This is a genomic window from Agrobacterium sp. H141 (genome assembly GCF_057158725.1).
Genome location: NZ_CM169893.1, coordinates 2,743,532 through 2,763,098, shown reverse-complemented (window position 1 = coordinate 2,763,098; position 19,567 = coordinate 2,743,532). Strand labels below are relative to the sequence as shown.

The window sequence follows — 19,567 nt, the reverse complement described above, 5'->3', positions numbered from 1 at the left end:
GAAGAATGGAAGAATGCGTAACGAAATCGAAAACGTAGTCGACGAAATCAAGCAGGCCATAACCCTGCTGAGGAGGCATCTTTGACTGGGATCAGGCGCTAAGACGACTGGACTGGTTGAACAACAAGGCAGAGGATCCAAACCTCTGGAACGACGCCACGGAAGCGCAAAAGCTGATGCGCGAACGCCAACAGCTTGAAGATGGCATCAATGGCGTCAAGAAGCTTGAGCAGCAGCTGACCGACAATATCGAGCTCATCGAAATGGGTGAGGACGAAGGCGACGAGGAAGTCGTCCGTGAGGCCGAGGAAGCGCTGAAGTCGCTGAAGTCGGAATCCGGTCGTCTTCAGGTCGAGGCCATGTTGTCGGGTGAAGCCGATGGCAATGACAGCTATCTGGAAGTGCATTCCGGCGCCGGCGGAACCGAATCCCAGGATTGGGCGAGCATGCTGTTGCGCATGTATACCCGCTGGGCTGAACGCAACGGTTTCAAGGTCGAATTGCTGGAAGTGCATGACGGCGAAGAAGCCGGCATCAAGTCGGCGACCATTCTGGTCAAGGGCCACAATGCCTATGGCTGGCTGAAGACCGAATCGGGCGTGCATCGCCTGGTGCGTATTTCGCCTTATGATTCTAATGCGCGTCGCCACACCTCGTTCTCTTCGGTCTGGATCTATCCGGTTGTCGACGACTCGATCAATATCGAGATCAACGAAAGCGATTGCCGTATCGATACCTTCCGCTCGTCAGGCGCCGGCGGACAGCACGTCAACACGACCGACTCGGCTGTGCGCATTACGCATATTCCAACCGGTATCGTGGTCGCCTGCCAGCAGGAACGATCCCAGCACAAGAACCGTGCCAAGGCCTGGGACATGCTGCGTGCGCGCATGTACGAAGCCGAGTTGAAAAAGCGCGAAGAGGCAGCCAATGCCGAGGCGGCTTCCAAGTCCGATATCGGCTGGGGCCACCAGATCCGCTCTTACGTTCTGCAGCCCTATCAGCTGGTCAAGGATTTGCGCACCGGCGTTGAAAGCACTGCGCCGGACGACGTGTTGAACGGCGGTCTGAACGACTTCATGGAAGCCTCGCTCGCCCACCGTATCAGCGGCAAAGCCAATGAGGATGTCGCCGACATCGATTGACGTCGATAGTACGGGTGACAATTCCAATCGCGATCAAAGGCCGCGCGGAGATCTCTCCGGGCGGCCTTTCTGTTTGAAAATTCTGATCAATTTTGCCAACCTCCGGCTCTGTCACGATATCGGGAGGCAACAGGGCTATGCAAAATGTTGGATTTTCGACCGGCGAGTTTTTCGATGAGGAGCGTTGCAACTGGACGAGTGACGGCAGGCGTCCCATCGCATGGAGCGCGTGGTATCCAGCGAAGGACATACTGAGCGCGTCGATAAATGCGACGCGCGACGCATCTGCGAGCCTTTTCGTGAAAGACGACGTGATGGCCGATGCGGTCCCCGTGCGGGGGCGTTTCCTTCCAACAGTCATATTCTCTCATGGCACCGGCGGTTCGGCAGCCGGTATGTCATGGTTTGCGCTACGGCTTGCGGCAGCTGGATACCTCGTCCTTGGCGTCGATCATCACGGCAATACGGCGACCGAGAAATATCGCCCCGAAGGATTTCTGTGCTGGTGGGAGCGGGCACGCGATCTGACGGTGCTTTTGGATCATCAGATGGAGGACGGTCCGTTTGCGGGTTTGATTGACCCGGATCGGATCTTCGTTGCGGGCTTTTCGCTCGGTGGCTATACGGCAGTAGCCTGCCTGGGGGCGCTGACGTATCTTGATCTTTATCGTCAATGGGCTGGTGATAGTCCGCTTGGCCGCGGCCCGCGGGAATTCCCTAATGCCATCGACCACCTTGACCAGTTGCTGGGGCAAAGTGCGGAATTTGCCGCGTCCATGAAAAGGCAGTCTCTGGATTACGCTGACACCCGTTTTAAGGCGGCGCTTCTATGCGCGCCGGCACCAACGGTACGCGGCTTCACGGACGAGTCGGTCAGGGCAATCCATGTGCCGGTTCTGACATTCGTCGGCGGAGCAGACCGGGAGGCGCCCGCTGACCCTTGCGCCAAATGGCTGGATGACAGGTTGCAAAACAGTCGACTCGAACGTCTGGCGCCAGACGTCGGCCACTATGTCTTTCTCAATGAATGCACTGAGGCCGGGTGCCAGGCTATCCCTGAGATTTGCGTGGATGCGCCGGGTGTCGATCGAAGGGCGATCCATGATCGCGTCGCAGCGGCGGCGATTACCTTCTTCGCTGGCATCGAATAGGGAAGAGTCTCTGCCAGTTTGGGCGGCGCAGTCCGTCAGTGATATCAGTTGGTGGCACGCTCGACAGTGATATCGCCGAATTCGTCGATGATCACCGTCCAGCTTTCGGGCTCCGACGATTGCGGATCGGTTTTCAGATACACGGTGGCAAACAGGCCCGGCTGGCTGCTCACGCCACGCGAGTCCTCAGGTCGGATATCGGTCACATAGGCGCCAAGGGCTGAAAATTCTTCCAGTTCCACACTATTGATCAGGCTTGGGCCCTCTTGTGTCGACTGGATCTGTTGCAGATAGATTTTTGCGGTCGCATCCGGCTGTCGAACCGAGACGAGCTTGTAATAGCCGCGACGCTGCTCCTCCTGATCGCTGCCAGCTTCACCAGTCGTCATATCCGGGCCGCTATCCTGCCAGAAACCTGCACTGATCACGAATGTTACAGCGACCGGAAATTGGCCCATGTCCTCTGCCCCGGCTGGTGAGCCTGCAGCCAGAAACAAGGCGAGGGTGAGTGAGGCCGAGAGCATGTTCATCAGTCTGCGTCTCCTTCAACCGGTTGGTTCAACGCAACCATTGGTCTGAGCAGTTGCGTCCTCGCAAGCGAGATTAAGGCGAGTGGGGCAAAACGAAAAGCGGGCAGGGCGCTTTAGTTGGAAAACTGTTCGGCGATGATTCGGTCCGACCACGACCGGTCCGGATCAGACAGGATACGCGCCGTCGTATCCGTCGACTGCTGTACCTTCACATGGGTGACCGACTTCACCTCGGTGTGGTCGGCGACCGCATTGACCGGCCGCTTGTCTATTTCCAGGACGTCGATTTCCACAGTCACGCTGTCCGGCAACAGCGCACCGCGCCAGCGACGGGGCCTGAAGGGGCTGACCGGGGTCAACGCAAGAAGCGGCGCTTCCAAAGGCAGGATGGGTCCATGGGCGGAAAGATTATAAGCGGTGGAGCCGGCAGGGGTCGCCAGCATCACGCCGTCGCACGTCAGCTCCTCCAGCCGCACCTTGCCATCGATCGTCACTTTGAGCTTGGCGGCCTGATAGGACTGGCGCAGCAGTGAGACCTCATTGATGGCAAGCGCGATCGAATTGGTGCCGTCGGTGCTGCGGGTCGTCATCTTCAGGGGATGAAAGGCGTATTCGACAGCGCTCCGGATACGTTCGTGAAGACCTTCGGTGCGGTAGTCGTTCATCAGGAAGCCGACCGAGCCGCGGTTCATGCCATAGATCTGCTTGCCGCTGTTCATGGTGGTGTGCAGTGTCTGCAACATGAAGCCATCACCGCCCAGCGCCACGATCACCTCTGCATTTTCCGGCTCCGTATTGCCGTAAATGCGCACGAGCTCGTCCAGCGATGCTTGTGCTTCGTCGGTATTAGACGCGATGAATGACAGAGGCTGAAAAGAGGAAGACATACACGACCCTTCTTGATCGCCAATGGGTACAGGAAAAAGCTGCGACGCCACAAGGCGTTTTGCGGCCCCTCGGTACGGTGGACAATGTCATTCTATTGGAAATGATACAGATTCCTGTCGATTTTCTCTTTACACACCGGCAGAATCTGGTATCCAGCACCCCGGTTGCCCTTGTAGCTCAGTTGGTAGAGCACCTGATTTGTAATCAGGGGGTCACGAGTTCGAACCTTGTCGGGGGCACCATTTTTCACACACTGTAACGCTATTCGGCGGCTGTTATTCAGTCGCGTCATCGCGCGTGTTTGAGACAATAGTCAGCAATATAATTTAGAACTTGATAATTCAATGATGGCATTATGCGCTTTCCCCGAATGTGGAGGGCGCGATGCGACCCGGACGCCGCCGCCTTTTTGCGGCTCTCTTCGAAAAAATATTCTGGCTGCTGATGGTGCTCGCATTCGCCTGGTTCATGCAGTCCATGCAGATGCGCTACAGCGCGTAGGGCATTGCCTGGCGGTGTGAATTAGATGTTTACAATTTACAAATGCGGCGTAAACTGCGGGCATGATCGAGAAAATGAAACCAGTGGCTGTTTCTTTTCTGCTCGCTGCCATCCCGGCGGGTGCCTCTGTTCTTGCGGCTGAACCGGACGATTGCAGCTGCCTTGGCAAGGGTGGCCAGACTTACTCTCTCGGTCAGGTGACTTGTCTTCAGGTCGATAACCACGATTTTCTCGCGCGGTGCGAGATGAACCTCAATGTGACAAGCTGGCGAAAATTGAACAACGGCTGTGCAGCGACAGTCCCGTTGTCTGAAGACGCAACGCCCGTCGAAACGTCATGCACCCCCTGGCATGTGAAGGTGTCGCTTCGCTGATTGCGGAGCGCGCAACAGTGGCCTTCCTGCGCGAAAAATAAAGTCTCCACAACCGGCCCATTTACAAAGAGCCTCAACAGGCGCTTAATATCCGTGTTTTGACGACACCGGAGATTTCGCCATGCTCTTTGGACTGTCTATTCAAGCATTCACGCAATTTCATGTTATCGTCAGCCTTGTTGGCGTTGTCGCCGGACTGGCGGTGGTTTACGGATGGCTGCATTCGACGCCCATGACGCGTATGACGGCGATTTTTCTCGCCGCAACGGCCGTCACGGTCGTCACCGGCTTCATGTTTCCGATCACGGCCTTCACGCCGGCGCTGGGCGTCGGCATCCTCACCACTGTGTTGCTCCTCGTGGCGCTCTACGCTCTTTACGTGCGCCATCTTTCGGGGCGTTGGCGCATGACCTATCTGATCACAGCCATTTCATCGCTTTATTTCAATTGCTTCGTTGTGGTGGCGCAATCGTTTCTAAAAGTCCCGTCGCTGCATGCGCTGGCGCCGAACGGAAGCGAGCCACCCTTCGCGATCAGCCAGGCAATTCTGCTCGTCGCCTTTGTTGTTGCAGGCTATTTCGCCGTCCACCGATATCATCCGCCAATGGCTGCAGCCTAGCCGCTGAGGCCATTGGGGATGCCTGTTTCAAATATCCCTGTCGGTGACGCCGTCAGTCCTCTTCGGAATCCAGTCGCACGGCATCCTGAATGCTGTGGATCAGATCGGGCAGGGCGCTCTGCACGCGGTTCCAGCTCGGCATGAAGGGGGTTGCGTTCGGATTGTCGCGGAACACATCGCCCGCCTCAATCAGATTGGCGGCAAACAGTTCCACTGCCTGTTCTTCCTTGTGGCGATCGGTGGTCAGACCGTTCATGCGCGCGTCATTGTGATAGATCTCAACCAGATCGAGTGCGGTGCGGTAATAAGTGGCCTTCAGCGTGCGCAGGCTTTCCTGGCTGAAAACGACACCGTCGGTTGCCAGTTTCCGCAACAACGCCTTGGTAATGTCGATCGACATGCGCGACAGCCCGCGTTCCTTGTCGTCCGACGACAGGTCCTGATGCTTGTGGTCATAGGCGTCGGCGATGTCCACCTGACAGATTGAGGTGTTGGAATAATTGCGCCACAGCTCTGACAGCACTCCGATCTCGAGACCCCAGTCGGAGGGAATGCGGATATCCGGCAACAAATGTGCCCGCATGGCAAATTCGCCGGCCAGCGGATAGCGAAACGCTTTCAGATAATCGATGTAGGGGTGATGGCCGATCACCTTTTCGAGGCTCAGCAGTAGCGGTGTCACCAGAAGACGCGTTACGCGGCCATTGAGCGAGCGGTCAGCGATGCGCGGGTAATAGCCCTTGGAAAAGACGTAAGGAAATCCGGGATTGGTGACGGGGTAGACCAGTCTGGCCAGCATTTCGCGGCTGTAGGTGACGATATCGCAGTCATGCAGCGCAACCACACCGGCTGTGCGTGCCCCCAGGACGTATCCGATACAATACCAGACATTGCGGCCCTTGCCGGGTTGGTCCGGCGCCAGGCTTGCCGCATCCAGTTTCGCGTCGATTTCGCGCAGGCGCGGCCCGTCATTCCAGAGGATCGAGTGCTTTTGCGGCAGGCGTGAAAAATAGTCCCGTGCACGTCTGTATTGATCGCGATCTGCCTGATCGAGACCGATCACGATTTCCGAAATGTAAGGGACTTCCGAAAGCTCGGAGACGATGTGCTCGAGCGCATCGCCTTCCAGCTCCGAGTAGAGCGATGGCAGGATAAGCGTGATGGGGCGAACCTCGGCAAAGACCTTCAGTTCCTGCTCCATGCGTTCCAGGGAGCGTTCGCGCAGATTGTGAAGGGTTGCCACGACCCCATTTTGATGAAAGTCCGCCACGGTCTTGTCCCTTTCGTCTTTACACCCGCCTTTGCAGGCTCATTTCGCGGCTCCAACGAGCTGCCATATCATTTCGTTCCAACCCTCAGGGCCCGTTTTTTCAGAGCGCAGAATATGGCCCTGACGTTCCCGTTGTGTGACAGGAAGCGGTTTGTGTGCTCGATTGGCGATGATGACGCCATGATGGGCGGTCTCCAGCATCGCCAGATCATTCGGCGCGTCGCCAAGGGCAATGGTCGTGATCGCAGGTCCATACAGATCTGCATAGAGCGAAACGATCTCTGTCATCCGTGCCGCCTTGGAGGTTTTCGGCATGATGGTGAAGAATCGTCCACCCTGCGCTGCCATAAAGTTTTTTTGGTCCAGCTCGGCCTCAAACAGTGCTTTCTGTTCGGCGTTGCCGGTAAAAAGTCCAGGTTCGGAGAAGCGTCGTTTCTTGGCCAGCATCGCGGCCTGCGGATCAAGTCCGGTGCGCGCACAGACCTCGTCGACGCTCCAGTCGCCAAAGCCTTGGAACAGGCCGTCCAGCGATGACGTCAGGCCTTTGATCATCGCCCTGAGGCTCTGATAGTCATCCGGCCCGTTGTCGTTGGCCACCGCATCGGCTTCCGGAAATACGATGCCGGCACCGTTTTCCACAATCATTGGATTGTCGATGCCGATCGCACGCGCAATCGGCCGCATCTCCGCCTCTGTCTTGCTGCTGGCAAGAATCAGCGGAATGCCGTGGGCTTCCAGCAGGTCAAGAGCGGGGCGGGCCGGTTCGAAGGAATAGCTTTCATGATCGAGAAGCGTCCCGTCGAGATCGGAAAAGACAAGTATCATGCTTTGGAGCTTAGCAGATACTGCCTCGTCGCATAGAGGGCGATCGCCGCTGCATTGGAAACATTCAGCGATTTGATTGCACCCGGCATATCGAGGCGGGCAAGCACATCCACCGTGTCGCGCGTCTTCTGCCGCAGGCCCTTGCCCTCGGCCCCCAGAACAAGGGCAACCTTGTTTCCGGTAAAGCTTTGTTCGATGGCAGCCGGGCCTTCCGAATCGAGGCCGACGGAATAAAAGCCGAGCTTCTTCAACTCGCCCAGCGCATCGGCGAGGTTGCCGATCTGGATATAGGGGATGAGTTCCAGCGCGCCCGATGCGGACTTCGCCATGACGCCCGATTCGGTCGGGCTATGGCGCTGCGTCGTAATGACGGCGCCGGCGTTGAAGGCAACGGCCGAGCGCATGATGGCGCCGACATTGTGCGGATCGGTGATCTGATCAAGCACCAGAATCAACGGGCTTTCCTGCAAGGCCTCAAGATTGCGCACGGGCAGGGGCCGCGTTTCCAGCATCACACCCTGATGAATGGCATCGGGGCCGAGATGGGTGTCGATATCGGCAGGCGATACGATCTTCACCGGAAAGGACTGGGCTGCCACCTCGCCGATATCCAGACGTACCCACGCGTTCTGCGTGACGGAAAGTTCGATGATCTTGCGTTCGGGATTCTCAAGCGCTGCGCGCACCGTGTGCAGGCCGTAAAGGAAGACCTGTTCAGGGGCGAGTTTGGGCGGTGTCCATTGTCCGCCCTGACCGCGGCGCTTCTGCGGTGCGGGTGTCGGGATCTCGCCGCGCTCGCGCTTTGCGTCGCGCACCTGGCGGCGCAGGGTTGCATAATGGCTGTCACGGCCGTTCTTGTCGTCTGGATTATCTTTGCTCATAACGCCTTATATCCAGCGACATCGACGCCGGATAGTCCCTAGTCTCGACAGCGACATTTCCATTTTGCAAAATTTTTCAGGCAATTTTCCATTTGCTCGTGTTGACATCAGTCGGCGGGGCGGTCATATACCCGCCGCAGATCGAAGGGGCCGCGCAACTTGCAAAGCTGCTTCGAACTCGAGAAAAGCTTGGTCGCTTGATCCGGTCGAATAACTGGAGGAATGCCCGAGTGGTTAAAGGGGACGGACTGTAAATCCGTTGGCTCAGCCTACGTTGGTTCAAATCCAACTTCCTCCACCATTCGACTTCGGATCGAACACCGCGGGTATAGCTCAATGGTAGAGCAGCAGCCTTCCAAGCTGAATACGCGGGTTCGATTCCCGCTACCCGCTCCAATCCGCTTTCCCTGTATTGGCATTCTTAAGCTAAGGGATTGAAGATCCTTAGTGAATTGTCGTGCGCCGCGAAAGCTGCGACGCCGCTGATGGCTGCCAGGTGGCCATCCGTAATTAAGTCTTGCGCATTCGTTGCGAAAGCCTTAAACGGCGGAACCAAACCGGTTCGCCGGGTCAACTCATTCACGATCAGGAAGAAGCATTCAAATGGCAAAGAGTAAATTTGAGCGCAACAAGCCGCACGTTAACATTGGCACGATTGGCCACGTTGACCATGGCAAGACGTCTCTGACGGCTGCAATCACCAAGTTCTTCGGTGAGTTCAAGGCCTACGATCAGATCGACGCCGCTCCGGAAGAAAAGGCACGTGGCATCACCATCTCGACGGCACACGTCGAGTATGAGACGCCGAACCGCCACTACGCCCACGTTGACTGCCCCGGCCACGCCGACTACGTCAAGAACATGATCACGGGTGCAGCGCAGATGGACGGCGCGATCCTGGTTTGCTCGGCAGCCGACGGCCCGATGCCGCAGACCCGCGAGCACATCCTGCTTGCCCGTCAGGTTGGCGTTCCGGCAATCGTCGTGTTCCTCAACAAGGTCGACCAGGTTGACGACGAAGAGCTCCTCGAGCTCGTGGAAATGGAAGTTCGCGAACTTCTGTCGTCCTACGACTTCCCGGGCGATGACATTCCGGTCGTCAAGGGTTCTGCACTGGCAGCGCTCAACGACAGCGACAAGAAGATCGGCGAAGACGCCATCCGCGCCCTGATGGAAGCTGTTGACGCTTACATCCCGACGCCGGAGCGTCCGATCGACCAGCCGTTCCTGATGCCGATCGAAGACGTGTTCTCGATCTCGGGCCGTGGTACGGTTGTGACCGGTCGTGTTGAGCGCGGTATCGTCAAGGTTGGTGAAGAAGTCGAAATCGTCGGCATCAAGGACACCTCCAAGACGACGGTTACCGGCGTTGAAATGTTCCGCAAGCTGCTCGATCAGGGCCAGGCTGGCGACAACATCGGTGCACTCGTCCGCGGTGTTGACCGTAACGGCGTTGAGCGTGGTCAGATCCTGTGCAAGCCGGGTTCGGTCAAGCCGCACAAGAAGTTCATGGCAGAAGCCTACATCCTGACGAAGGAAGAGGGTGGCCGTCATACGCCGTTCTTCACCAACTATCGTCCGCAGTTCTACTTCCGCACGACGGACGTGACCGGTATCGTGTCGCTTCCGGAAGGCACGGAAATGGTTATGCCTGGCGATAACGTCACGGTTGAAGTCGAGCTGATCGTTCCGATCGCGATGGAAGAAAAGCTGCGCTTCGCGATCCGCGAAGGCGGCCGCACCGTCGGCGCCGGTATCGTGGCTTCCATCATCGAGTAATATCGGTTTCTTCCGCGAGGAAGATGCGAGCCCCGCCGGAAACGGCGGGGCTTTTTTGTTAGTCGCTCAAGGGAGAGGTGATTGGTGGCGGGGGACGGATATATCGACAACCTGCGGCGCCTGGTCGGGCGCGAGCGATTGATGGTGCCAAGCGTCGCTGCATCTATTTCGAACGCGGAGGGGCGCCTGTTGCTTCAGCGCAAGTCTGCGGGGCAGGGCTGGAGCCTGCCGGCCGGTGCGATCAAAATCGGCGAGACGCCCGAGCAGGCGATCATGCGCGAAGTTCGGGAGGAAACGGGTTTTCTGGTCGAGCCGCAAACGGTTCTGGCCGTGTTTGGCGGCGCGGACTATCGCCACACCTATCCCAATGGCGATCAGGTCGAATATCTCGTCGTGCTTTATCGCTGCCGCATCCTCGGCGAGGCAATGGATTCGGCAATCGATAAAGAAACGGAGCGGCTCGACTGGTTTGCAGAGGCAGACATGCCGCCGCTGGCATTGCCCTATCCTGTGGCCCGCTTGTTTCAAAGATAGAGGTTGTCACTGGCGCCATCCAACCTATTTAGGTGACGGCATTAAGGGAGGATTTCATGACCAAACGTATTCTGTTCACCGGCGGTTCTGGCAAGGCGGGCCGGCATGTCATACCTTGGCTCATCGATAAGGGGTACGAGGTCCACAATATCGATCTCGTGCCGCTGGATTATCCGGGCGTCACCAATCTGACGGTCGACATCACCGATTCCGGTCAGGTCTTCAATGCGCTGTCGATGCATACTGACTTTTCCGATCTCGAACACGGCAAGGGCGTTCAGCCATTTGACGCCGTCGTCCATTTCGCAGCCATTCCGCGTATCCTGATCAAGCCGGACAACGAGACCTTCCGCGTCAACACGATTGGCACCTATAATGTCATAGAGGCGGCGGTGAAGCTTGGTATTCGCAAGGTGGTCATTGCCTCCAGCGAAACCACTTATGGCATCTGCTTTGCAGAGGGCGACAAGCTTCCGCATTACCTGCCCTTCGATGAGGATTATGACGTCGATCCGATGGATAGCTATGGTTTGTCCAAGGTCGTCAACGAGAAGACGGCACGCGCCTTTGCCGAGCGAACCGGTGCCGACGTCTACGCGCTTCGAATCGGCAATGTCATCGAGCCGGACGAATACGGCATGTTCACCGAATTTGTCGAAAAACCGGAGACGCGCCTGCGCAATGCCTGGTGCTATATCGACGCGCGCGACCTCGGTCAGATGGTCCATCTGTGCATTGAAAAGGATGGTCTGGGCTTTCAGGTCTTCAATGCCACCAATGATACGGTCACAGCCCAGATGACGACTCAGGAGCTGGCCGCCCGATTCTTCCCCGGCGTAGCGTTCAAGCGCGACATGGCGCGGGACGAAGGACTGATTTCCAATGCCAAGATTCGCGAAGTCCTCGGTTTCAAGGAAGAGCATGACTGGCGGAAATACGTAAATCTGTGAGGGCAGGGCCGTCGAAAGTCGGCTCTTTCGGGGCATCACGCAAAAATTGCGTCGTCACCTCGTGATTGGGCTTGTCATCCTCGGCCAAACTGAATATGTACCCCCACGACCTCGCTTGGCGAGGACGTAGGGGTATAGCTCAGTTGGTAGAGCGGCGGTCTCCAAAACCGCAGGCCGTGGGTTCGAGCCCCTCTGCCCCTGCCACTATCGTCAAGTGCACATATGCTTGATGGTGGTGTGTAAGCACGAAATTGGAATGTGCGTCGTTTTCGGATTCGCTCTTGTGGAATTGGATTTCGGCGTTTATGTAGGGTTCAAACAGACACGCGGTGCGTGGGGCTGAATAGTTCGGCTTTACGTGCCGTATGTGCGTGGGCATGAATTAGATGGCATCAAAGGCAAATCCATTCGCGTTTCTGCAGCAGGTTCGCTCCGAGACGTCGAAAGTAACGTGGCCGTCTCGCCGCGAGACGGTGATCTCGACGGTAATGGTTCTCGTTATGGTCGTTTTTGCTGCGCTGTTTTTCTTCGCGGCTGATCAATTGATCGGCTGGCTGATCAGCCTCGTGCTTAACCTCGGCAACTAATTGGGCGGAGATAAAGTCATGGCGGCACGCTGGTATATCGTCCACGCATATTCGAACTTTGAGAAGAAGGTCGCAGAATCGATCGAGGAAAAAGCTCGGCAAAAAGGCCTTGAGCATCTCTTCGAGAAGATCCTGGTTCCAACCGAAAAGGTTGTCGAAGTGCGTCGTGGACGCAAAGTCGATTCTGAACGCAAGTTCTTCCCGGGCTATGTCATGGTTCGGGCAAACCTGACGGACGAGGCTTATCACCTCATCAAGAATACCCCGAAGGTTACGGGGTTCCTTGGTTCGGACAACAAGCCTGTTCCGATCCCTGACTTCGAAGCCGAGCGTATCCTCGGTCAGGTTCAGGAAGGTGTCGAGCGGCCCAAGTCCTCCGTCACCTTCGAGATCGGCGAACAGGTTCGCGTCTCCGACGGTCCGTTCGCATCCTTCAATGGCACCGTACAGGATGTCGATGAGGAGCGTTCGCGTCTCAAGGTTGAAGTTTCTATTTTCGGTCGCGCTACGCCGGTCGAACTCGAATACGCTCAGGTCGAAAAGGTCTGAGTGCTGCGGGGTAACCCGCAAATCGCGTGGGAGAGAAGGGGCCTTAGCCGGGCTTTGTGATCGCACCACGCAACCGCAGCCGCCGGAGCAATCCGGCATCTACGGGCCGGGTTTCCGGTCCACAACGAAAGGCAGAGAGATATGGCTAAGAAAGTTGCAGGCCAGCTCAAGCTCCAGGTCAAGGCAGGATCGGCAAACCCGTCCCCGCCAATCGGCCCGGCACTTGGTCAGCGTGGCATTAACATTATGGAATTCTGCAAGGCGTTCAATGCTGCCACGCAGGAAATGGAAAAGGGTATGCCGATTCCGGTCGTCATCACCTATTACCAGGACAAGTCCTTCAACTTCATCATGAAGCAGCCGCCAGTCAGCTACTTCCTGAAGAAGGAAGCAAAGGTTACGTCCGGCTCGAAGACACCGGGCAAGGGCGCTGCTGCCGGCAAGATCACCAAGGACCAGGTCCGTACGATCGCCGAAGCCAAGATGAAGGATCTGAATGCCGCTGATATCGACGGCGCAATGGCCATGATCGAGGGCTCCGCCCGCGCCATGGGCCTAGAAGTGGTAGGTTGATCATGGCTAAGCTCGCAAAGCGTATTCAGAAGATCCGTGAAGGCATTGATCCGACCACTCTGGTCGCTCTCGCCGATGCCATTTCTCTCGTCAAGGAACGGGCAATTGCCAAGTTCGACGAGACCGTTGAAATCTCCATGAACCTCGGTGTCGACCCGCGTCACGCCGACCAGATGGTTCGTGGTGTTGTCAATCTGCCGAACGGCACTGGCCGTGACGTCAAGGTTGCCGTATTTGCCCGTGGCGCCAAGGCTGATGAAGCCAAGGCTGCTGGCGCAGATGTCGTTGGTGCTGAAGATCTCGTTGAGATCGTTCAGGGCGGCAAGATCGATTTCGATCGCTGCATTGCAACGCCTGACATGATGCCGCTCGTCGGTCGTCTCGGTAAGGTTCTCGGCCCACGTGGCATGATGCCGAACCCGAAGGTCGGAACTGTGACGATGGATGTTGCCGGAGCTGTTAAGGCTTCCAAGGGCGGCGCAGTCGAGTTCCGCGTCGAAAAGGCCGGTATCGTTCACGCCGGCATCGGCAAGGCATCCTTCGATGCCAAGGCTCTGGAAGAAAACATCCGTGCCTTCGCTGACGCCGTCGTCAAGGCAAAGCCAGCCGGTGCAAAGGGTAACTACGTCAAGCGCGTAGCCATCTCCTCGACCATGGGTCCTGGCGTCAAGATCGACCCTTCGTCGGTTTCGGCAGCTTAAGTTTCGGGCCGGGATTGCGATCCCGGCCTTCCTGAATTTCCGGTCCTTCGGGGCCGGAAATTGCCCGGTTTCATAGCCGGGCATTCCTGTCCGAGATTGCGGGTGGCCGAAAGGCCTTAATTTCCGCCTGCATGAGACGGGTAAGATCCGGAATTCGGGACGCGCAAGCATCCTTACATTCGGTTCGAGCCTAGTGTGCCTGATGCCTGGCCTTTCGTGGGTTAGTGTGAAGGGGACAGGATCCTCAAGCGTCGCTTGGGATCTTGAAGACAAGATTCCCAAGGGGCAAAAGGCAAACCCGATGGGGCCTGCATGATTGCGGTCCCGTCAACTGGAGACAGACAGTGGAAAGAGCGGAAAAACGCGAATTCGTCACAGAGCTGAGCGAAGTCTTTAAGGCTTCCGGTTCGGTTGTTGTGGCCCACTATGCTGGTGTCACAGTTGCGCAAATGAACGACTTTCGTTCGAAAATGCGTGCTGCTGGCGGCACCGTCAAAGTCGCGAAGAACCGTCTGGCCAAGATCGCTCTTCAGGGCACGGAAGCCGAAGGGATCACTGATCTCTTCAAAGGTCAGACGCTGATTGCTTACAGCGAAGACCCGATCACGGCTCCGAAAGTCGTCATGGATTTCGCCAAGACCAACGACAAGATCGTTGTTCTCGGTGGTGCCATGGGAGCAACCACGCTCGATGCCAATGCAGTCAAGTCGCTTGCGACCCTGCCTTCGCTCGACGAACTGCGCGCAAAGCTGCTGGGCATGATCCAGACACCAGCTACTCGCATCGCAGGGGTTGTTGCAGCACCGGCAAGTCAGCTTGCTCGCGTGTTTGCGGCCTATGCCAAGAAGGACGAAGCCGCGTAAGGCGGTTTTTCGCTGTTCATATCAAAACCCAGTTCGTTTCGAACCGAACACTTATTAAGGAACTATGACAATGGCTGATCTCGCAAAGATCGTTGACGACCTCTCCGCACTGACAGTTCTGGAAGCTGCTGAGCTTTCCAAGATGCTCGAAGAAAAGTGGGGCGTTTCTGCAGCTGCTCCTGTAGCTGTTGCTGCTGCTGGCGGCGGTGCTGCTGTTGCTGCTGAAGAAGAAAAGACCGAGTTTGACGTCATCCTCGCAGATGCCGGCGCAAACAAGATCAACGTCATCAAGGAAGTCCGCGCTATCACAGGTCTCGGCCTGAAGGAAGCCAAGGACCTCGTTGAAGCCGCTCCTAAGGCTGTCAAGGAAGCCGTTTCCAAGGCTGAAGCTGCAGACCTCAAGAAGAAGCTTGAAGACGCTGGCGCCAAGGTCGACGTTAAGTAATTTGAAATTGCGTTTGGGGGAGGGCTTTTGCCCTCTCCCATTCGTATTTTCTCGCCGAACTGATTACCCAAAAGCCCGTAAAACGGCTTTTGGGTAATGGGTTCTTCAAGAGGATGGTCTCAAACCGAACTGTACGGCAATCCGGCCGGCGCTTCGGGATCAGAGACGAGTTTGATTGATCCATTGATCGACGGAGCCGCCTGGCCAGCGCCCTCCGTCCGTTGCAGGCCCGGATGCAAATTGACAAGGAGCGACGATGGCTCAGACCCTTTCCTTTAATGGTCGTAGGCGCGTACGCAAATTTTTTGGTAAAATTCCAGAAGTCGCGGAAATGCCGAACCTCATCGAGGTTCAGAAGGCTTCTTACGATCAGTTCCTCATGGTTGACGAGCCCGAAGGTGGCCGTCCCGATGAGGGGCTTAATGCCGTTTTCAAATCCGTATTCCCGATCACGGATTTCTCTGGCGCTTCGATGCTGGAATTCGTTTCCTACGAATTCGAGCCGCCGAAGTTCGACGTCGACGAATGCCGTCAGCGTGACCTGACCTATGCAGCGCCGCTGAAAGTGACGCTGCGCCTTATCGTGTTTGATATTGATGAGGATACGGGCGCGAAGTCGATCAAGGACATCAAGGAACAGTCGGTCTACATGGGCGACATGCCTTTGATGACCAACAACGGTACCTTCGTTGTCAACGGCACGGAACGCGTTATCGTTTCGCAGATGCACCGTTCGCCGGGCGTCTTCTTCGACCACGACAAGGGCAAGAGCCATTCGTCCGGCAAGCTTCTGTTTGCGGCCCGCGTGATCCCGTATCGTGGTTCGTGGCTCGACATCGAGTTCGACGCCAAGGACATCGTGCATGCCCGTATCGACCGTCGCCGCAAGATCCCTGCGACATCGCTTCTGATGGCGCTGGGCATGGACGGCGAAGAAATTCTGTCGACCTTCTATTCGAAGTCTACCTATGCGCGCTCAGAGGGCGGCTGGCGCATCCCGTTCAATCCGGAAACCCTCAAGGGTGCCAAGGTCATCTCCGAGATGGTCGATGCGGATACGGGCGAAGTCGTCGTTGAATCCGGCAAGAAGCTGACTCCGCGTCTGCTGCGTCAGCTGGTAGACAAGGGCGTCAAGGCGCTGAAGGCCTCCGACGAGGACCTGTACGGGAACTTCCTCGCAGAGGATATCGTCAACTTCGAAACCGGTGAGATCTTTCTCGAAGCCGGTGACGAACTGGACGAGAAGACCCTGCAGATCATCCTCGATAACGGTATCGACGAGATCCCGGTTCTGGGTATCGACCATATCAATGTCGGCGCTTACATCCGCAATACGCTTGCTGCAGACAAGAACGAGAACCGTCAGGAAGCTCTGTTCGACATCTATCGCGTGATGCGTCCGGGTGAGCCGCCAACCATGGATTCGGCTGAAGCCATGTTCAACTCGCTGTTCTTCGACAGCGAGCGTTACGATCTCTCGGCCGTTGGTCGCGTGAAGATGAACATGCGTCTCGATCTCGACGCCGAAGACACGGTTCGCGTTCTGCGCAAGGAAGACATCCTGGCAGTCGTCAAGATGCTCGTTGAGCTTCGCGATGGCCGCGGCGAAATCGACGATATCGACAACCTCGGCAACCGTCGTGTCCGTTCGGTCGGCGAGCTGATGGAAAACCAGTATCGTCTGGGTCTCTTGCGCATGGAACGTGCGATCAAGGAACGTATGTCCTCGATCGAAATCGACACTGTGATGCCGCAGGATCTGATCAACGCCAAGCCGGCCGCTGCTGCTGTTCGCGAGTTCTTCGGATCGTCGCAGCTGTCGCAGTTCATGGACCAGGTGAACCCGCTGTCGGAAATCACCCACAAGCGCCGCCTCTCGGCTCTTGGCCCAGGTGGTCTGACACGCGAACGCGCAGGCTTTGAAGTCCGCGACGTTCACCCGACCCACTACGGCCGTATTTGCCCGATTGAAACGCCGGAAGGCCCGAACATCGGTCTGATCAACTCGCTTGCAACCTTCGCCCGCGTTAACAAGTACGGCTTCATTGAAAGCCCGTACCGCAAGATCGTGGACGGCAAGGTGACCAAGGAAGTGCTGTACCTCTCGGCAATGGAAGAGGCCAAGTACTACGTTGCCCAGGCAAACTCCGAACTGACACCAGAAGGTGAATTCGTCGAAGAATTCGTCGTTTGCCGTCACGCCGGCGATGTGATGCTGTCGCCGCGCGACACCGTCAACCTGATGGACGTTTCGCCAAAGCAGGTCGTATCGGTTGCTGCCGCTCTGATCCCGTTCCTGGAAAACGACGACGCCAACCGCGCGCTCATGGGTTCCAACATGCAGCGTCAGGCCGTGCCTCTGGTACGTGCTGAAGCGCCATTCGTTGGTACCGGCATGGAGCCGATCGTGGCCCGTGACTCCGGTGCGGCCATCGGTGCTCGCCGCGGCGGTATCGTTGACCAGGTGGATGCGACCCGTATCGTTATCCGTGCGACCGAAGATCTCGATCCGTCGAAGTCTGGTGTGGACATCTACCGTCTGCAGAAGTTCCAGCGTTCCAACCAGAACACCTGCGTCAACCAGCGTCCGCTGGTCGCCGTCGGTGACATTCTGAACAAGGGCGACATCATTGCTGACGGTCCGTCGACTGACCTCGGCGATCTGGCACTTGGCCGCAACACGCTCGTCGCGTTCATGCCATGGAACGGCTACAACTACGAGGACTCCATCCTTCTGTCCGAGCGTATCGTACGCGATGACGTCTTCACCTCGATCCATATCGAGGAGTTTGAAGTCATGGCCCGCGACACCAAGCTTGGTCCGGAAGAAATCACGCGCGACATTCCGAACGTTTCGGAAGAAGCGCTGAAAAACCTCGACGAAGCCGGTATCGTTTACATCGGTGCGGAAGTTGCACCGGGCGATATCCTGGTGGGCAAGATCACACCGAAGGGCGAAAGCCCGATGACGCCGGAAGAAAAGCTTCTGCGTGCCATCTTCGGTGAAAAGGCCTCCGACGTTCGCGACACCTCGATGCGCATGCCTCCGGGCACATTCGGCACGATCGTCGAAGTTCGCGTTTTCAACCGCCACGGCGTTGAAAAGGACGAACGTGCGATGGCGATCGAGCGTGAGGAAATCGAGCGCCTCGCCAAGGACCGTGACGACGAGCAGGCCATTCTCGACCGTAACGTCTACAGCCGTTTGATGGACATGCTGCGTGGCCAGATGTCGGTTGCCGGACCCAAGGGCTTCAAGAAGGGTGCTGAACTCAACAACAGCATCGTGTCTGAATACCCGCGTTCGCAGTGGTGGATGTTTGCCGTTGAGGACGAAAAGGTTCAGGGCGAGATCGAAGCCCTGCGTGGTCAGTACGACGAATCCAAGTCGCGCCTTGAACAGCGCTTCATGGACAAGGTCGAAAAGGTCCAGCGTGGCGACGAAATGCCTCCGGGCGTCATGAAGATGGTCAAGGTCTTTGTCGCTGTGAAGCGCAAGATCCAGCCAGGCGACAAGATGGCCGGCCGTCATGGTAACAAGGGCGTGGTCTCGCGCATCGTACCGGTCGAGGACATGCCGTTCCTCGAAGATGGTACGCATGTCGACATCGTTCTGAACCCGCTTGGCGTGCCTTCGCGTATGAACGTTGGTCAGATCCTTGAAACGCACCTGGCCTGGGCTTGCGCCGGTATGGGCAAGCGCATCGGTGAAATGCTCGAGGAATACAAGACGAGCAACGACATCACCGAGCTGCGTGAAGAGCTGACAGCCACCTACAAGAGCATTGCAAACGACGAAGTCGATCATTTCGACGACGAGTCGCTGCTGCTCTTGGCTGATCAGTCCAAGGGCGGTGTCTCGATCGCAACGCCGGTCTTCGACGGTGCGCACGAGATTGACGTTTCCGAGATGCTCACCCGCGCCGGTCTCGATCCGTCGGGTCAGTCAGTTCTGTACGATGGCCGTACCGGTGAACAGTTCGACCGAAAGGTCACCGTTGGCTACATGTACATGATCAAGCTGAACCACTTGGTCGACGACAAGATCCACGCGCGTTCGATCGGTCCTTACTCGCTCGTCACCCAGCAGCCGCTTGGTGGTAAGGCGCAGTTCGGTGGTCAGCGCTTCGGGGAAATGGAAGTCTGGGCTCTGGAAGCTTACGGTGCAGCTTACACGCTGCAGGAAATGCTCACGGTCAAGTCGGATGACGTGGCCGGCCGTACAAAGGTCTATGAAGCGATCGTCCGTGGTGACGATACCTTCGAGGCCGGCATTCCGGAAAGCTTCAACGTTCTGGTCAAGGAAATGCGCTCTCTCGGCCTGTCGGTCGAGCTGGAGAATTCCAAGCTGGACGAAGCGGCAGCCGCAGCAGGCCAGTTACCGGACGCGGCAGAATAAGGA

19 protein-coding genes and 4 tRNA genes are annotated in these 19,567 nt (G+C 57.1%); 18 read left to right on the top strand and 5 right to left on the bottom strand.

Going from position 1 to position 19,567, the window contains the following annotated elements:
- Positions 1–13: 13 nt before the first annotated feature.
- Together prfB and ACWPM9_RS12735 are read left to right on the top strand one after the other, a co-directional pair.
- Positions 14–1,145, top strand: a protein-coding gene (gene prfB, locus ACWPM9_RS12740; protein ID WP_428184983.1) for a peptide chain release factor 2 whose coding sequence is annotated in 2 segments (ribosomal slippage) — positions 14–82 and positions 84–1,145 — 1,131 coding nt in all. Because the reading frame shifts where the segments join, the coding sequence is not laid out codon by codon here.
- Between the two features lie 137 nt (positions 1,146–1,282).
- Positions 1,283–2,296, top strand: a complete 1,014-nt coding sequence (locus ACWPM9_RS12735) for an alpha/beta hydrolase family protein (protein ID WP_484755378.1) — start codon at positions 1,283–1,285, stop codon at positions 2,294–2,296.
- A 44-nt stretch (positions 2,297–2,340) separates the two neighbouring features.
- Here ACWPM9_RS12735 and ACWPM9_RS12730 read toward each other — a convergent pair whose 3' ends face one another.
- Both ACWPM9_RS12730 and ACWPM9_RS12725 read right to left on the bottom strand, forming a co-directional pair.
- Positions 2,341–2,820: a hypothetical protein gene (locus tag ACWPM9_RS12730; RefSeq protein WP_484757648.1), complete on the bottom strand. Its 480-nt coding sequence runs from the start codon at positions 2,818–2,820 to the stop codon at positions 2,341–2,343.
- A 119-nt stretch (positions 2,821–2,939) separates the two neighbouring features.
- Positions 2,940–3,713, bottom strand: a complete 774-nt coding sequence (locus ACWPM9_RS12725) for an NAD kinase (protein WP_428184981.1) — start codon at positions 3,711–3,713, stop codon at positions 2,940–2,942.
- Between the two features lie 167 nt (positions 3,714–3,880).
- Here ACWPM9_RS12725 and ACWPM9_RS12720 point away from each other — a divergent pair.
- The 3 genes from ACWPM9_RS12720 (at position 3,881) to ACWPM9_RS12710 (ending at position 5,208) form a co-directional block, all read left to right on the top strand.
- A tRNA-Thr gene (locus ACWPM9_RS12720) sits at positions 3,881–3,956 on the top strand.
- 342 nt (positions 3,957–4,298) lie between these two features.
- On the top strand, positions 4,299–4,589 hold the full coding sequence (locus ACWPM9_RS12715; RefSeq protein WP_484755377.1) for a hypothetical protein: 291 nt from the start codon (positions 4,299–4,301) through the stop codon (positions 4,587–4,589).
- A 121-nt stretch (positions 4,590–4,710) separates the two neighbouring features.
- Positions 4,711–5,208 carry a hypothetical protein gene (locus ACWPM9_RS12710; RefSeq protein ID WP_484755376.1) on the top strand — a complete coding sequence of 166 codons (498 nt, stop codon included), beginning with the start codon at positions 4,711–4,713 and terminating at the stop codon, positions 5,206–5,208.
- Between the two features lie 52 nt (positions 5,209–5,260).
- Here the strand turns inward: ACWPM9_RS12710 and ACWPM9_RS12705 are convergent, their stop codons facing one another.
- The 3 genes from ACWPM9_RS12705 to rlmB all read right to left on the bottom strand — a co-directional run bounded on the left by ACWPM9_RS12705 (position 5,261) and on the right by rlmB (position 8,184).
- Positions 5,261–6,451, bottom strand: a complete 1,191-nt coding sequence (locus tag ACWPM9_RS12705; protein ID WP_484755375.1) for a glycosyltransferase family protein — start codon at positions 6,449–6,451, stop codon at positions 5,261–5,263.
- A gap of 66 nt (positions 6,452–6,517) precedes the next feature.
- Positions 6,518–7,303, bottom strand: a complete 786-nt coding sequence (locus ACWPM9_RS12700) for an HAD-IIB family hydrolase (protein WP_484755374.1) — start codon at positions 7,301–7,303, stop codon at positions 6,518–6,520.
- Positions 7,300–8,184: a 23S rRNA (guanosine(2251)-2'-O)-methyltransferase RlmB gene (rlmB, locus tag ACWPM9_RS12695; RefSeq protein WP_484755373.1), complete on the bottom strand. Its 885-nt coding sequence runs from the start codon at positions 8,182–8,184 to the stop codon at positions 7,300–7,302. The genes ACWPM9_RS12700 and rlmB overlap by 4 nt, the downstream gene beginning before the upstream one ends.
- 216 nt (positions 8,185–8,400) lie before the next feature.
- On the opposite strand from rlmB, the gene ACWPM9_RS12690 reads away from it, so the two are divergent.
- The 13 genes from ACWPM9_RS12690 (at position 8,401) to rpoB (ending at position 19,564) form a co-directional block, all read left to right on the top strand.
- Positions 8,401–8,485, top strand: a tRNA-Tyr gene (locus tag ACWPM9_RS12690).
- Between the two features lie 21 nt (positions 8,486–8,506).
- Positions 8,507–8,580: transfer RNA gene (locus tag ACWPM9_RS12685), tRNA-Gly, on the top strand.
- 207 nt (positions 8,581–8,787) lie between these two features.
- Entirely contained in the window at positions 8,788–9,963 is a 1,176-nt protein-coding gene (gene tuf, locus ACWPM9_RS12680) for an elongation factor Tu (RefSeq protein ID WP_484755370.1), read from the top strand.
- 84 nt (positions 9,964–10,047) lie between these two features.
- Positions 10,048–10,497: an NUDIX domain-containing protein gene (locus ACWPM9_RS12675; RefSeq protein WP_484755372.1), complete on the top strand. Its 450-nt coding sequence runs from the start codon at positions 10,048–10,050 to the stop codon at positions 10,495–10,497.
- 56 nt (positions 10,498–10,553) lie between these two features.
- Positions 10,554–11,447: an NAD-dependent epimerase/dehydratase family protein gene (locus ACWPM9_RS12670; RefSeq protein WP_428189334.1), complete on the top strand. Its 894-nt coding sequence runs from the start codon at positions 10,554–10,556 to the stop codon at positions 11,445–11,447.
- Positions 11,448–11,575: 128 nt separating this feature from the next.
- Positions 11,576–11,651, top strand: a tRNA-Trp gene (locus ACWPM9_RS12665).
- A gap of 182 nt (positions 11,652–11,833) precedes the next feature.
- On the top strand, positions 11,834–12,034 hold the full coding sequence (gene secE, locus ACWPM9_RS12660) for a preprotein translocase subunit SecE (RefSeq protein ID WP_428189333.1): 201 nt from the start codon (positions 11,834–11,836) through the stop codon (positions 12,032–12,034).
- Between the two features lie 18 nt (positions 12,035–12,052).
- On the top strand, positions 12,053–12,583 hold the full coding sequence (nusG, locus tag ACWPM9_RS12655) for a transcription termination/antitermination protein NusG (RefSeq protein ID WP_428189332.1): 531 nt from the start codon (positions 12,053–12,055) through the stop codon (positions 12,581–12,583).
- A 141-nt stretch (positions 12,584–12,724) separates the two neighbouring features.
- Positions 12,725–13,156 carry a 50S ribosomal protein L11 gene (gene rplK, locus ACWPM9_RS12650; RefSeq protein ID WP_428189331.1) on the top strand — a complete coding sequence of 144 codons (432 nt, stop codon included), beginning with the start codon at positions 12,725–12,727 and terminating at the stop codon, positions 13,154–13,156.
- A gap of 2 nt (positions 13,157–13,158) precedes the next feature.
- Positions 13,159–13,857 carry a 50S ribosomal protein L1 gene (gene rplA / locus ACWPM9_RS12645; RefSeq protein ID WP_428189330.1) on the top strand — a complete coding sequence of 233 codons (699 nt, stop codon included), beginning with the start codon at positions 13,159–13,161 and terminating at the stop codon, positions 13,855–13,857.
- Between the two features lie 344 nt (positions 13,858–14,201).
- A complete protein-coding gene (gene rplJ, locus ACWPM9_RS12640; protein WP_428189329.1) occupies positions 14,202–14,720 on the top strand; it encodes a 50S ribosomal protein L10 in 519 nt (172 codons plus the stop codon).
- A 70-nt stretch (positions 14,721–14,790) separates the two neighbouring features.
- Positions 14,791–15,165, top strand: coding sequence for a 50S ribosomal protein L7/L12 (gene rplL, locus ACWPM9_RS12635; RefSeq protein ID WP_428189328.1), 375 nt, complete (start codon positions 14,791–14,793; stop codon positions 15,163–15,165).
- Positions 15,166–15,421: 256 nt separating this feature from the next.
- A complete protein-coding gene (gene rpoB, locus ACWPM9_RS12630; RefSeq protein ID WP_428189327.1) occupies positions 15,422–19,564 on the top strand; it encodes a DNA-directed RNA polymerase subunit beta in 4,143 nt (1,380 codons plus the stop codon).
- The last annotated feature ends 3 nt before the right edge of the window (positions 19,565–19,567 follow it).